Source organism: uncultured Roseobacter sp. (assembly GCF_947495025.1).
Classification (GTDB): Bacteria; Pseudomonadota; Alphaproteobacteria; order Rhodobacterales; family Rhodobacteraceae; genus Roseobacter.
This window is the reverse complement of sequence record NZ_CANLXG010000002.1, coordinates 367,011-381,421: the sequence shown is the minus strand read 5'-3', so window position 1 is coordinate 381,421 and position 14,411 is coordinate 367,011. Positions and strand designations below refer to the sequence as shown.

The 14,411-nt window shown below is 59.7% G+C and carries 11 protein-coding genes; 4 read left to right on the top strand and 7 right to left on the bottom strand.

The features are described 5' to 3' along the window. Positions 1-104: 104 nt before the first annotated feature. The 4 genes from Q0792_RS09925 to Q0792_RS09910 are packed head-to-tail and all read right to left on the bottom strand — an operon-like array spanning position 105 to position 6,010. Positions 105-1,259, bottom strand: coding sequence for an ABC transporter permease (locus tag Q0792_RS09925; protein WP_298839663.1), 1,155 nt, complete (start codon positions 1,257-1,259; stop codon positions 105-107). Next, positions 1,256-2,284, bottom strand: coding sequence for an ABC transporter permease (locus Q0792_RS09920; RefSeq protein ID WP_298839660.1), 1,029 nt, complete (start codon positions 2,282-2,284; stop codon positions 1,256-1,258). Before Q0792_RS09920 ends, Q0792_RS09925 begins: the two co-directional genes overlap by 4 nt. Next, complete coding sequence (locus tag Q0792_RS09915) at positions 2,281-4,245, bottom strand: ABC transporter substrate-binding protein (protein ID WP_298839658.1); 1,965 nt, start codon at positions 4,243-4,245, stop codon at positions 2,281-2,283. The genes Q0792_RS09920 and Q0792_RS09915 overlap by 4 nt, the downstream gene beginning before the upstream one ends. Beyond that, positions 4,238-6,010 (bottom strand): ABC transporter ATP-binding protein, encoded by a 1,773-nt coding sequence (locus Q0792_RS09910; protein WP_298839655.1) that lies wholly within the window; start codon positions 6,008-6,010, stop codon positions 4,238-4,240. The genes Q0792_RS09915 and Q0792_RS09910 overlap by 8 nt, the downstream gene beginning before the upstream one ends. A 175-nt stretch (positions 6,011-6,185) precedes the next feature. Here Q0792_RS09910 and Q0792_RS09905 point away from each other — a divergent pair, with 175 nt between their 5' ends. From Q0792_RS09905 to Q0792_RS09895, 3 genes are all read left to right on the top strand, one after another. Continuing rightward, complete coding sequence (locus Q0792_RS09905) at positions 6,186-6,671, top strand: class I SAM-dependent methyltransferase (RefSeq protein ID WP_298839653.1); 486 nt, start codon at positions 6,186-6,188, stop codon at positions 6,669-6,671. Between the two features lie 115 nt (positions 6,672-6,786). Continuing rightward, entirely contained in the window at positions 6,787-7,590 is an 804-nt protein-coding gene (locus Q0792_RS09900; RefSeq protein ID WP_298839650.1) for a helix-turn-helix domain-containing protein, read from the top strand. Beyond that, on the top strand, positions 7,580-9,664 hold the full coding sequence (locus Q0792_RS09895; RefSeq protein WP_298839647.1) for a 3-hydroxyacyl-CoA dehydrogenase NAD-binding domain-containing protein: 2,085 nt from the start codon (positions 7,580-7,582) through the stop codon (positions 9,662-9,664). Before Q0792_RS09900 ends, Q0792_RS09895 begins: the two co-directional genes overlap by 11 nt. A 30-nt stretch (positions 9,665-9,694) precedes the next feature. On the opposite strand, the gene rpe is transcribed toward Q0792_RS09895, so the two are convergent. After that, positions 9,695-10,387 carry a ribulose-phosphate 3-epimerase gene (gene rpe, locus Q0792_RS09890; protein ID WP_298839645.1) on the bottom strand — a complete coding sequence of 231 codons (693 nt, stop codon included), beginning with the start codon at positions 10,385-10,387 and terminating at the stop codon, positions 9,695-9,697. 121 nt (positions 10,388-10,508) lie between these two features. After that, complete coding sequence (locus Q0792_RS09885) at positions 10,509-11,861, bottom strand: MmgE/PrpD family protein (RefSeq protein WP_298839642.1); 1,353 nt, start codon at positions 11,859-11,861, stop codon at positions 10,509-10,511. Between the two features lie 180 nt (positions 11,862-12,041). Between Q0792_RS09885 and Q0792_RS09880 the strand changes: the two genes are divergently transcribed. Beyond that, positions 12,042-12,578, top strand: a complete 537-nt coding sequence (locus Q0792_RS09880; protein WP_298839640.1) for a peroxiredoxin-like family protein — start codon at positions 12,042-12,044, stop codon at positions 12,576-12,578. 96 nt (positions 12,579-12,674) lie between these two features. Here Q0792_RS09880 and Q0792_RS09875 read toward each other — a convergent pair whose 3' ends face one another. Continuing rightward, on the bottom strand, positions 12,675-14,372 hold the full coding sequence (locus tag Q0792_RS09875) for an AMP-binding protein (RefSeq protein ID WP_298839637.1): 1,698 nt from the start codon (positions 14,370-14,372) through the stop codon (positions 12,675-12,677). Positions 14,373-14,411: the final 39 nt, after the last annotated feature.

Here is a 14,411-nt window from a genome sequence, read left to right as displayed (position 1 = left end):
CGTGCCGCAATCTCCAACATAAAATCTCCGTCGTCCGGCATCGTAGCAGGACCGGGTTCAGGCATAGCGCCCCTCAGGTTCTGTTTCAAGAGTGAAGCAGGGGGTCAGGTTTTGTAAGGATCGAGTGATGCGCGCAGACCATCACCCAGAAAATTGAAGGCGAGTACCACAAAGATGATGGGCAGCATCGGAATCGCGGTCCATGGGTATATCTCGATCGAGGCAAGGTTCTGCGCATCATTGAGCATCACACCCCAGCTGACGGCGGGGGCGCGCAGGCCCAGACCCAGAAAGCTCAGAGCCGTTTCGCCAAGGATCATCGCGGGAATTGAAAGTGTTGCCGAGGCGATCAGGTGCGACATGAAATTGGGTAACAGGTGCCGCCGGATCACCCGACCCGGTTTGGCCCCCATCATCTCGGCGGCGCGCACGTATTCCTCTTCGCGAAGGCTCAGGAACTTACTGCGCACGGCCCGCGCCAGCCCCGGCCAGTCGAGAATGCCCAGAATGATGGAAATGATAAAGAATACCGCGACAGGCCCCCAGTTGGACGGGACCGCTGCCGACAGTGCCAGCCACAATGGCAGCTCGGGCAGGGACCGCAGGATCTCAATGACCCGGTTTATCGCCCAGTCTGTCCGCCCGCCAAAGTAACCTGCAACAGATCCGAAGAAGATGCCGAGTGCGAAGGAAACGGTAATGCCGATCAGGCCCACCGTCAGCGAAAGCTGAGCGCCATAGAGAATGCGGCTGAACACATCGCGTCCCAGCCGGTCTGAGCCCCACAGAAAGACAGTGGCACCCTCTGGTGCGCAAAAGAGATGCGTATCTGACGGAATAAAACCAAAGAGATTATAGCGCTCACCCTCGCAGAAGAACAGCAGGGGCATAGGCCGGCTGGTATCTGTCTCGTAGGTCCATCGGTAGTTGACCAGATCAGCGGTTGCCGTGGTCGGATAGACAAATGGCCCGACAAACTCGCCTTCGTGCCACAGATTGATCGACTGCGGCGGTGCATAGAGGTAATCCGCACTGCGCTCGTTTGGTGTGTAGGGCGCAATAAAGCCCGCCACAGGCAGCATCAGATAGCTGAGCAGAAGAAAAATGCCCGAAATCAGCCCCAGCTTATGGCGTTTGAACTTGCGCCAGACCAGCACCCAGTTCGGTGCATCCATGTCCGATCGTTCCAGTGCCGACAGATTTGCATCATCGGACCAGGGGGCTTCGTCAATCCAGCGACCGTCGGGCAGTTTCTTCATGAGCCGCGCGCCCCGTAGCGTATGCGCGGATCGAGAAGCACCAGAAGCAGATCAGAGATCATCGTGCCGATCAGCGTCAGCAGCGCAACGAACATCAGCACGAAACCCGCCAGGAACTGATCCTGGGACTTGAGGGCCGTCAGCAGGGAGGGGCCGATGGTTTGCAGCCCCAGAACTACCGAGACCAGAACCGAGCCGGACACCATGGCCGGCAGCAGGTTCCCGATATCCGCGACAAACGGGTTGAACGCCATGCGCAGCGGATACTTTGCCAGAAGTTTCGCGGGGCCAAGCCCTTTGGCCCTGGCCGTCTCGACATAGGGCTTGCTCAGTTCGTCCAGCATGTTTGCGCGCAGCCGCTGCATCATGGCAGCGGCACCGGAGGTGCCGATGACAAATGTCGGCACGATGAGATGCACAAGGATAGACTTCACTTTGTCCCATGACATCGGTTCTCCCTCATACTCCGGCGACATCAACCCGCCGATCGGCAGATCGAAGTATTTGTTGCCATAGTAAAAGAGGATCAGCGCAAGCAGGAAATTTGGCGTCGCCAGCCCGAGATACCCCACAAACGCGGCGGTATAATCTACCCATGTCTCGGACCTGGCGGCAGCAATCACACCAAGGGGCAGCGCCACAAGATACACAAACAGAACCGCCGCAAGGTTCACCAGAACGGTGAGCCAGAGCGCATCTCCCACCACTTCGCTGACGGGGCGGTCAAATTCAAAAGACCAGCCAAAATTGCCCTGGATCAGCCCGTACCAGCCCTGAGGGCCGGGGGCCATGCCGACCCAGATCAGATATTGCTCCCAGATCGGCCGGTCCAGGGCATATTCGGTGCGCAGGAATTCTGCCTTGGCGACACCCTCGGCCTGCCCGGTGGCGCGCAGTTCTGCAATCTGGTTGGACAGATAGTCGCCGGGCGGCAGGTTTATGATCACGAAAATCAGGATCGAGACGACCCACAGCGTGAGCAGCATCGTAATGAACCGATAGATGGCGTAGCGCAGGAACATCATTGTGTGAGCTGTTGGAACGGATCTTCGTAGTAGAATTCATCAACGCGGTGAATTCCGAAATGGGCGCCCGGGTCCCAGGCCCATTTGGCCACTTCCGGCACGTTGCGCAGGTTTTGAGATACGACAACCGGTTGCGGTGCTTCGGCGAGAATCCCGATACCGTATTGCTGGTCAGCATGGATCGCCAGCATCTCGCGCCAGATCGCTTCGCGACGCGCGTTGTCCTCGGTGTGATCCCACTCCCAGCTCAGCAGCATCAGTCGTTTCGCTTCCGGCATATCCGGCGCCTCGCCCAGCTCGCCGCCGGTCTGGTAATGCTGTCCCCACTTTGGCCAGGCAAAGAACTCCTGGTGTGTCGGTGCAAGGTATTCAGGGGGCGTGTAGGGCTGTGGCAGCCCGTTGTCCCACCCATACCAGACCGCGGCCATGCTCAGGCCGGAATAAACACGGTTGCGCAGGATGTCCCGGTCCAGAGGACGCATAATCAGCTTGATGCCGATCTCGCGCCAGGTGTCGGTTACGATGGCCAGTGCGTTTTCAACTTCCTGGCGCTCACCTGCGGTTTCTATCACAAACTCCATCGGGCGACCGTCGGGCAGTTGCCGGATGCCGGTGGGTGTACGACCGGTCAGCCCCATCTCATCAAGGAGCACGTTGGCCTTCTCCACATCAAAGATGGCCCAGTTCGTCAGGTTTGCGGGGTCAAAGAAAGGGCTTTTTGCAAGAGCGGTCATGCCGCCTTCTTTTGCCAGACCAAAATACAGGGCACGGTTGATCATGCGTCTGTCGATGCCAAGGCTGAGCGCGCGGCGGAAGCGCACGTCCCGGATGACTTCGCGCCATGCAGGATCGGCAAAGTTCAGATTAGGGTAAATCGTAATCTGATTGGCTGCGCCGTTTGCCCACAGAAGCGTGCGATACCCGGCCCCGTCAACCTCTCCCTTTTTTAGAATTGAGATGTCCGGAAAATCGAGGCCGCGGGCCTGCAGGTCAACCTCACCCGCGTTTGCCTTTGCGGCGATCAGGCCACCGCCCACCACTGTCATTTCGACCACGTCAATGTAGGGCAGTTGAAGACCCTGCGTGTCGATACGGTGATAGTATGGGTTGCGGACAAACAGGTGGCGGCTGGATTTGGCGTTCGATGCATTCATCCAGGGCTGCAGGGTTGGCAACGCCGGATTGTCGAATTTGTACATATTGTCTTTGGCGTTGTGCAGCGCCGCCCAGCCGCGCACCCGTGCTTTTTTGATGGCTTTTTTCAGAGTTTTCGCATCAGTGAATTCGGCATGGAACTGCTTGAGGTAATGCGCCGGGCGATAGATGATAAACGGGCTGGCCTGGGCGAGCAGCTGCAGAAACTGGGCATTGGGTGTGGGCCATTCGATGACAACCGTATGCGCATCGGGGAAGCTGACATCAGCCAGTACACCGTCAACAATCAGGTTCTGCGAAGGGCCTGAGGGGCTGAGCTCTTCGTTGAGCGCGACATGTTCCCAGTAATACCGGAAGTCTTCGGAGGTGAACGGGTGCCCGTCCGACCAGCGGTGCCCGCGACGCAGATGCAGCGTAAACTTGCGGCCGTCCTCGACGGTAATGTCCCGCAGAATATCCGGATAGAGTTCATAGTTCTGGTCGTACCCGACCAGTCGGGCATACCCATAGACCACCATCTGTCGAACGTCTTTGGACCGGGAGACCAGTGTCCGCAGTGTGCCACCCTGCTTTCCGGGGCTGCGTCCCTTGGCCTCCAGATCCACCACCAGCGGGTCCAGCGGCAGCCGGTCTGCGACGGCCGGCAGGTTGCCGTTTGATACTTCCGAACTCCAGAAAGTGCTTTCGCTCACCTGCGGCACGAGGGCCGCGGGCGTCGCACTGACGACAGGTGGGGATGTCTGTGCCTGTGCCGGTATCGACCCCAGCACAAGCAAGCTCAGTATGATTACAAGTGTTCTATACATGACACCGTACCTTGTGGCCCGGTTCCAGTTCTGTCAACGCGGGAGCATCGACCCCCTCGAACCTGTAGGCCTCAGGCCAGGTGGAGGGTGAGCCGGCACCCCTGGCCACAAGGCTCAGATCAATAGGCCGGTTCAGGTCCGGCTCAGGTTGTGCCGCGATGAGCGCTCTGGTGTAGGGGTGGCGTGGATTGTAAAATAATGTGTCTGGCGGGGCCTGTTCAACGACCACGCCCTGACGCATCACGGCGACCTCATCCGCGATACGGGCCACGACTGCCAGGTCATGACTGATGAACAGATAGCTGAGCCCCATCCCGTCGCGGATATCTTCGAGCAGTGTCAGGATCTGTTCCTGAACGGATACATCCAGCGCAGAAGTCGGCTCGTCACAGACGAGCAGTACAGGATCCAGCGTCAGGGCCCGTGCAATAGACAGTCGCTGCCGCTGACCGCCGGAGAAAGCATGCGGGTAGCGGGACAGCATCGATGGGTCGAGGCCGACCCATCTCAGCATTTCGGCCGCTTTTTCACGACGGTCTTTCCGGGACCCGATGTTATGGATTTCCATCGGCTCGGTGAGCGCCTGCTGAATGCGCATTCTGGGTGAAAGCGAAGAATACGGATCCTGAAAAACCATCTGGGCCTGCCGCTGGAATGCGACCCGTTCGCTCTGGCTCATTGCATCCACGCGCAGTGGCTTGCTGTCGGCGGCAGCGCGGAACAGCACCTCGCTGCCGCGATCAGGCAGTTCTGCTCCCAGTGCGATCCGCGCGCAGGTGGTTTTGCCTGATCCGCTTTCTCCGACCACCGCCAGCGTTTTGCCCCGCTGCAGTTCAAGATCTACGCGGTGGCATGCGGTCACCACTTTGGGCGCGCTCCAGCCACCCGCGCGCATGGTGTATGTTTTTGTGACCTTGCGCATATCAAGGATCAGATCGTCATGAGGTGCAGCGCGCGCGGGCGCGGCGACCTCGGGGATCATGGGTGCTGCGGCAAAAAGCTTCTGGGTATAGCCATGTGCGGGCGCGCCCAGAACAACATCTGCAGGGCCACGTTCCATCACCCGGCCCTTGTTCATCACGACCACGCTTTCGGCCATATTGGCCACTACGCCCAGGTCGTGTGTGACGAGGATCACGGCCATGCCGGTATCCTTCTGCAGATCTTTGATCAGCCCGAGTACCTGCGCCTGCGTTGTCACGTCCAGCGCCGTGGTAGGCTCGTCGGCAATCAGCAGCTCAGGGCGGGCGACCATTGCCATGGCGATCATCGCGCGCTGGCGCATGCCACCTGACATCTCAAAGGGATAGGATTGCCAGACGCGTCCGGGGTCCGGGAACCCCACGCGTTCAAAGGTCTCGAGTACAGTTCTCCTGGCTTCCCGCATGGGCATGTCCCGATGCAGGCGCAGTACTTCGGAGACCTGATCGCCCAGACGGTGCAGCGGAGACAGAGAGCGCATCGGTTCCTGGAAAATCATGGCGATCTGGTTGCCGCGGATCCTGCGCATCCCGCGCTCGGGCAGCGTCAGCAGATCAATCTGCGTGCCTTTACAGTCGAAATTGATCTCGCCACCCGAGATCCGGGCCGCATCGGGCAGGATACGCAAGACGGACCGGCAGGTAATTGTCTTGCCCGAGCCGCTCTCGCCCACCAGCGCGAGCGTCTCACCGGGCATGACACTGAAGCTGACATCGCGCACGACAGGGTCCGCCGTTCCGAAGCCGATGCTCAGATTTCTGACATCAAGCAATGGGGTACTCACTGGCAGGCCACTTCCTAATCCTGTTACGCGCTGTCGGGGGCGTGGCCCCACCACAGACAGTCAACGCGATTCCGGCGCTCAGGTCCAGCACACAGAAGCGTGAGTGCCTTTGCACTGTCATTTTTGTTCCGGAAAGGGCATCTGATGAAGACGAATACCGTAAAAAGGACCCGAAATGAGCCGTCTTGACCTGTTTATCAACCGTATGGTGTCCCAGCGGGCCTGTCTCAACCATGCCGCGGCACTGACCGCAGACCTTCAGGGGCCGGTCTTTGAACTGGGTCTGGGTAACGGACGGACATATCACCATATGTGCCAGATCATGCCATCGCGTGATATCTGGGTTTTTGAACGCGCAATTGCTTCACACCCGGACAGTACACCACCCGATGAGCGTGTCATGCTGGGAGATGTTTTTGAAACACTGCCAGAGGCTGCGAACAGGTTCCCGGAGGGCGCGTCTCTTATCCATGCGGATCTGGGCGGGCACAATGCGCAGAAAAACGATGAGTTCGCGCGACGCGTGTCGCCGCTGATCGAACCGTTGCTGGCATCCGGAGGGCTGATGGTATCCAGCGACAGGATGTATTTCGACGGGCTGGCTGAGATTGATCTGCCCCCGGACGCCGTTCCTGGGCGGTGTTTCATTTACCAGCGCTGAGAATTGACGACGGGCTTGCGACACCCTGCAGTCTGTTTTACTCTGCGGAACATATGACGATCTTCAGATATTCTGCCAGCGACATGTCAGGTTTGCATACCACACGGCCCTGCCGGTGAGTGCGTCGCCGTCGGACCGCAAGTTCGCCAACACCCTGGCCCGCGGACTGGGTGTCCTGCAGGCGCTGGCTGTATCAGGTGAGCCGCTGACACACGCAGGTATTGCGCGGGCTACCGGACTGCCCAAGCCAACGGTCTCGCGCCTTACCTATACGCTGTGCACACTTGGCTACCTCAGTCACCCCGAGCGCAATGGTCCGTTCTATCCCGGACCCGCCGCCGTTATCCTCGGGGCCGCGTCGGGTCTTTCGGTCCCGTTCATTCCGCAGGTGTCAGGGCAGATGCAGAGACTGGCGGAAGAAACCGGCACGCTGTGTACGATTGCTCTGGCTCACGATCGTCAGATGGTTCTGACCCACACCTGGCAACCAGCCGGCGGGATGGTACTGCGTGTCCGTGACGGTCACCGGATTCCTTTGTTGGGCACGTCCTCCGGGCAGGCATGGGTGGCTGCTTTGTCCGCAGCAAAGTTCGAGGCGCTGGAGCCCGACCCGCCTCTGAGGGCTTTTCGGGAAAACGGTCATATGCAGCTGTTGCGACGCGGATTTACAATTGCCACCGGAGCCGATCGCGCGTCGGGGCAGGTAAATGCCGTGAGTGTCCCGTATTTTGTGCCGGCGTTCGGGGCGCCGGTGGTCTTTTCGTGCGGGGGACCGGCGCGTGTCATGACAGCCGCACATCTGGAAAACGAGACAGGACCGGCGCTGCGGGATGTTGTGCAGACGCTCGAACGTCAGACAGGCCAGCCGCCGGCACTCATCGCAGGCAGCCGGCAGGGGAGGATCGGGGATGACCGATAAGGTGAATTACAGACGTCTTGGTGACATAGCGGTCATCCGGATAGCCAATCCGCCGGTAAACGCGCTGGGCCAGGCCGTGCGTGCAGGTCTGCAGGACTGCATGGACCGGGCCGAGGCGGACGATGGTGTCCGGGCGGTCCTGCTGGTCGGCGACGGGCGGACGTTCATCGCGGGTGCCGATATCCGGGAGTTTGGCAAACCTCCTGCAGAGCCTCACCTGCCTGATCTGTGCAACCGGATTGAGGCCTCACCATTGCTCGTGGTTGCGTCAATGCACGGTGTCAGCCTTGGTGGCGGGTTGGAAGTGGCTCTCTCGGCGCATTACCGTGTGGCCCAGCCCAGCGCCAGAGTTGGTCTGCCCGAAGTGCACCTGGGCCTGATCCCGGGTGCCGGCGGGACGCAGCGCCTGCCCCGAGTGGTGGGGTCCGGGGCCGCGGTGGATATGATCACCTCGGGTCGTCATGTTGGCGCCGCTGAGGCGCTGGCGCTTGGGGTTGTGGACGAGATCCGCGAGGGCGACCCGGAGGAAGAGGGTCTGGTTGCAACCCGCGCTCTTTTGGACAAAGGAATGGAACGGCGGCCGGTCAGCGGGTTGCCGTCACCAGCGCCGCTCGACTGGGATGCAGTATACGCAGCAACCCTGAAAAAGGGTCGTGGACAGATTTCGCCGGCAGCCGCAGTCCGCGCGATCCAGGCCAGTACCGAACTGCCTTTTGCAGAAGGGCTTGCAGAGGAACGGCGCATCTTCCGCGAACTTATGGAAACCGACCAGCGTCAGGGAATGATCCATTCCTTTTTCTCAGAGCGGGCTGTGAGCAATCTGCCTGACCTCAGGGGAGTGGAGCCGCGGGCTGTCGGCCATGTGGGAGTGGTCGGCGGTGGCACAATGGGCGCTGGTATCGCCACAGCGGTACTGCTCGCAGGCCTGAATGTAGTACTGCTCGAAATGACGCCGGAGGCTGCGGATAAAGCGCGGAACCGAATTGCGGGAAATCTTGCCGGGGCCTTGCGGCGTGGAAAAATCAGTCAGGACAGGTACGACACCCTGCTGTCGGACGCTTTGCAGACGACCACAGAATACGCTGACCTTTCGCAGGCCGATCTGGTGATCGAAGCCGTTTTTGAGGATATGGCCGTAAAACGCGACGTGTTTTCAGAACTGGACAGAATATGCAGGCCCGGTGCGGTACTGGCAACGAATACGTCCTATCTGGACATCAATGAAATTGCCGCTGCCACCTCGCGTCCTGCGGATGTGATCGGTCTGCATTTCTTCTCTCCGGCGCATATTATGAAGCTGCTCGAGGTTGTTGTGGCAGAACACACCGCACCGGATGTGACCGCGACCGGTTTTGCACTGGGCAAAGCACTGGGCAAGATTTCCGTGCGCGCGGGTGTCTGTGACGGGTTCATCGGCAATCGTCTGCTGAATGCCTGCAGGACAGCTGCAGATCATATGGTGCTGGATGGTGCGAGCCCCTGGGCAATTGACAAAGCGTTGACAGAGTTTGGTTTTGCCATGGGGCCGTTTGCGGTTTCTGACCTTGCCGGTCTCGATATTGCCTGGGCCACGCGCAAACGGCTGGCACCGCACCGTGATCCGCGAGAACGGGTTGGTCGCTATCCGGACCGCCTTTGTGAAGCGGGCCATTTCGGGCAAAAGACGGGCCGTGGCTTTTACCTTTATGAGGACGGCATGCGTGCTGGCACACCCAATTCAGATGTCACAGGTTTTATCGAGGCAGAGCGTGCGGAACTTGGCATCGTGCCCCGTGACTTCAGCCCGGACCAGATTGTTGCACGCTATCTGCTGGCCATGGTCAACGAGGGGGCAAAGCTGCTGGAGGAAGGCATCGCGCGGAGGCCGCTCGACGTTGATGTTGTGCTGGTCGCGGGCTACGGGTTTCCCAGGTATCGGGGTGGACCGATGAAGTGGGCGGATATGACAGGCCTGTCGGATGTACTGTCTGATATCCGGAAGCTGGCAGAAGGGGACGCATGGTTCTGGAAACCGGCACCTTTACTCGAAGATCTGGTGCGTGAGGGCCGTTCGTTTGAGGCCCTTAACGGCTAGTGCCGAGCGGCCGCTGAAAGAGGCAGAGTATCAGGCCCAGACGCCCGAAGCGGCCTCGCGGATGGCGCGGATATTGTCACCATAGGGCGCAGGGTTGCTGACTGATCCGCCCCGGAAGACGGCAGAGCCTGCCACCAGCACATCAGCACCCGCACGCGCGACAAGCGGCGCCGTTTTCGGATCTACACCACCGTCAATCTCAATGTGAACTGGGCGATCACCGATGATGCTCCGTAGTGTCCGCACTTTGTCGACCTGAGAGGCAATGAATTTCTGTCCGCCAAATCCGGGGTTTACCGTCATGACACAGATCAGATCGACCATATCCAGAAGGCCTGAAACGGCCTCGGCGGGCGTGCCGGGGTTGAGTGCGACACCGGCCTTTGCGCCTGCCGCACGGATGGCCTGCAGCGTGCGATGGATATGCGGGCCGGCCTCGACATGCGCCGTAATGACGTCTGCACCGGCCTCGGCAAATGCAGTGATATAGGGATCAACCGGCGCGATCATCAGGTGGACGTCCATGACCCCCTTTATGTGGGGTCTGATCGCCGCACAGGTCGCCGGGCCGAAAGTGATATTCGGGACAAAATGGCCGTCCATCACGTCGACGTGGACCCAGTCGGCACCTTCGGCCTCGATGGCTTCGCACTCTGCGCCGAAGTTTGCGAAATCGGCAGACAGGATCGACGGAGCGATTTTTACAGAACGGTCAAAAGTCATCGGGCAGCACCTCCGGCAGAAACCTTCGGAAACCTTTAGCCACCCTTTTGCCCCGGGAGCAAGTCTGGTCACAGGTGTTTGCGATAACCGCCCGCCGCTGGTCTGATCGTCTGAACTGGCGCTAGTTGCGCGGGGGAACGGGTTGGGTGACCAGATCGACCAGGTCGCTGAAGAGCATATCGCCCTCGTCAACCATACGCATCCGCATATTCCATAGACGGGCGGCACGCGCATCCCCGGTGACCGGCGCGCAGAACTGCATGAATTTCTCTTCGTATTCGGCTTCCGGCAACCAGGTGTCCGGGCCACCGCGCGCATCCGTGACGCCTGAGCGCAGTGTCGTGCCGTCATTCAGGGTGACCACGACCTCTGCTGTGCGGCGCTGAGGAAAACGGGCATTGTGACCGGTGTCTTCGTGGACTGTAATCCGTCTGATCAGGGCTGCGACGTCCGGATCATGCAGACCCGGGCCTGAAATATGTTCAGGTCCGACCTGGCCATAGCACATCAGCACAGACAATGCGAAGTGCATCGAATACTGCGCCTGGCCGGTGGTTTCCGGCAGGCCCGGATAGAGCGCGGCTCCTTCTGCGAAAGTGTGCACGTCAATGGCGCTGATATCGGTATGAGCAAGGTCGTGCCGGTGCATCACAGCGCGCAACCCGTCCAGCGGAGCATGTGCCCAACGGCAGACGGGGTAGGGCTTGATGTAGTTTTCCTCAAGCGTCCAGCGTGTGCCCAGATCATCCCAGTATTCCCGGATGTCCGGCGCTTCAACGGTGATAGCGGGCGCCCCCTGAAATCCGTCCAGTGCGAGTAAGGCGGCCATTGCGCCCGTGAAAGCCCCCATGCCCGATCCATCGTGCAACATAGTCGGGGTTTCGATTTCACGCATCATCTGGCTGCGCGGTCCGTGGTATTCTGCAATGCCAAGTGCCTCGCGTGTCTGTGTCGCGTCAGCATCACGCAGCCTGCACCCGATCGCGGCCACACCCAGCGCGTTCCATGCGCCGGAGGTGTGATAGTCAGAAACGCTGGCATGCAGGGCCAGCCCGGCCCGCGCGCTGATTTCATAGGACATGGCCAGGATATCCAGCGCGTCCCGCGCGGTCAGGTTGGGGCGCGCTGCTGCAAAAGCGAATAATGCGGGTACCACCGCGCAACCGATGTGACCTTTGACGGGATTAAAACCATCATGTGCATCAAGATTGTCGATCTGCGTTGCTGCCGCATAGGCGGATGCCGGAACCGACACCATCCTGCCATCAAACAGCATGGGCGCGCTGTCTGCCGGATCAGCGGCCCTGTGAAACCGCACAGCATGCCGGCGCGCGATCTCTGACGGTTCAAGATGTGTGGCACCGGCGGCAACACCGATTGTATCTGTCAGCAGCAGAGAGACCCGGTCGCGGGCCGACGCGGGAACACCAGGACGGGCGATGAACTCTGCGATACGGGAGTACTGTTGTGACATCCGGGGCCCTTTCTCAAAGCGGTATCTGTTATCAGAAGAGCAGAACCATTCACGGGCATGTCTGTTCGCGACATTGGCTGCGTGTCACAAACCACAAGCGGAAGTGATTTTACGCTACTGGTTATACCGCACTTTCTGTGCAAGGACCCGTGCAGTCATAACACGAGAAAGGAATGCGCCATGCTGATGCCCCGCCAGAAAGTCCCTGATCTTCGACTGCCAACACTGGATCACGGTGATTTTGATCTGTCATCTGACGGATCCGAGCGCGGTACCGTTGTCTGCTTTTATCGCGGCCTGCACTGTCCGCTGTGCGCAACCTACCTGACCGAGCTGGAAAAACGCACCGCAGACTTTGCCGAGCGCGGCGTGAAGACAATCGCTGTCAGTTCAGACGGCGAAGAGCGCACACGTGCGATGGCGGAAAAAATCGGGGCTGCGACCCTGCGGTTTGGCTATGATCTGTCGCTGGCGAAGGCGCGCGAATTCGGCCTCTATATTTCTACAAGTCGCGGAAAGACATCGATCGGCATTGAGGAGCCGGCACTGTTTTCCGAGCCTGGCCTGTTCCTGATCACGCCTGAACAGACCCTTTATTACGGCTCTGTTCAGACCATGCCTTTTGTGCGCCCGCACTTTTCTGAGCTGGTTGGCGCCATGGATTTCGCAATTGCAAATTCATATCCGGCGCGTGGCGAGTACAGTGGCGCCGTCTGATCACTGATCCTGTCGCGCGGCTGCGCCGCACACTATGCCCGCCTCATATCCTCGCGGATCTGAGGCGGCTGACCCTGCTGCGCAGGGAGCGCCCGGCTAGCCTGCTGCGAGTTCCGCCAGCATCTGATCCCGCATGACGAACTTCTGAGGTTTGCCGGTCACCGTCATCGGCAGGGTGTCGCGAAGCGAGATATGCGCGGGCACTTTGAAGTGCGCGATGTGTTCACGGCACCATGTGCGGATAAGTTCGGGGGTCGCGTCGGCACCTTCTTGAAGTACCAGCCAGGCACAGACGATTTCTCCGTATTTCTCATCAGGGATACCAAAGACCTGAGCCTGCGCCACCTGGGGGTGGGTATAGAGGAATTCCTCGATCTCACGGGGGTAAATGTTTTCACCTCCGCGCAGGATCATGTCTTTGACCCGGCCCGTGATGGCGACGTAGCCATCGGCATCCATTGTTGCCAGATCGCCCGTGTGCATCCAGCCCTCCTTGTCTATACTGTCAGCGGTTTTTTCCGGATCACCCCAGTATCCTTTCATCACCGAATAACCGCGCGTGAGCAGTTCGCCCTGGGTGCCCGTCGGCACTGTTTGTCCTGCGTCGTCGACAATACGCACCTCGACATGCGGATGGATGCGCCCAACGGAGGAAACGCGTTGCCGGAGCGGGTCATCGGTGTTGCTCTGGAAAGAGACAGGGCTGGTCTCTGTCATACCGTAGGCGATGGTCACCCCGGTCATGTTCATGCGTGACTGAACCTTGCGCATCACCTCAATCGGGCAGGGTGCGCCGGCCATGATGCCTGTGCGCAGACTGCTCAGGTCATAGCTGTCAAAGTCCGGCAAAGCGAGCTGGTTCACGAACATGGTCGGAACACCATAAAGGGCTGTGCATCGCTCTTCTGAGACTGCCGCGAGCGTTGCGACCGGATCGAAAGCCTCCCCTGGAACAACAATCGCAGCCCCCTTGGTAACGCATCCAAGCGTACCCATTACCATGCCAAAGCAGTGATAGAACGGCACCGGAATGCAGAGTTTGTCCTCATGTGTCATGCCCAGGGTCTGCGTTACGAAATGCGCGTTATTGACGATATTGTGGTGCGTAAGGCATGCCCCCTTCGGGCTGCCGGTGGTGCCGGATGTGTACTGGATATTAATCGGGTCGGAGGGATCAAGCGTTGACGTGATCGCATCAAGTTCTGTTTCCGGTACGTCGTCGCCCGCACTGCAAAGGCTGTCAAAACCGAGCATACCGTCGGGGATGTCGTCGCCCATAACGACCACAGCACGCAGATCCGGCAACCTTGCGGACTGCAGAGCGCCAGGAGTGGCCGTCGCCAGTTCCGGGGCGAGGGTTTCAATCATACCTGTGTAGTCAGAGGAGCGAAACCGGCGGGCGGTTACCAGTGCCGCACAGCCGACCTTGTTCAGGGCGTATTCCAGCTCGCCCAGCCTGTATGCGGGGTTGATACAGACGAGAATGGCGCCGATCCGTGCAGTTGCGAACTGTGTGAGTAACCATTCTGCCCGGTTCTGAGACCAGATTCCGACCCGGTCACCCTTGCCGATGCCCAGGCGCAGCAGACCACCTGCCAGACGGTCTGTCTGTCTTGCGAATGCGCTGTAGCTCCAGCGAATATCCTGCTCCCTGAAAATCGCTGCGGGATGGTCAGGAAGTGCCCCGGCAGTCTGTTTCAGAAGAGCAGGCAGGGTAAGATCAAGCAACGGGGCATCGGTTCGTCCGTGAACGTGCGACAGGCCGTTATGCGGGCGTCGGTCGTGCTGGATCATCTCTCTGGCCTCCCCGGGGTTCTGCGCCGGCAAGTAAAG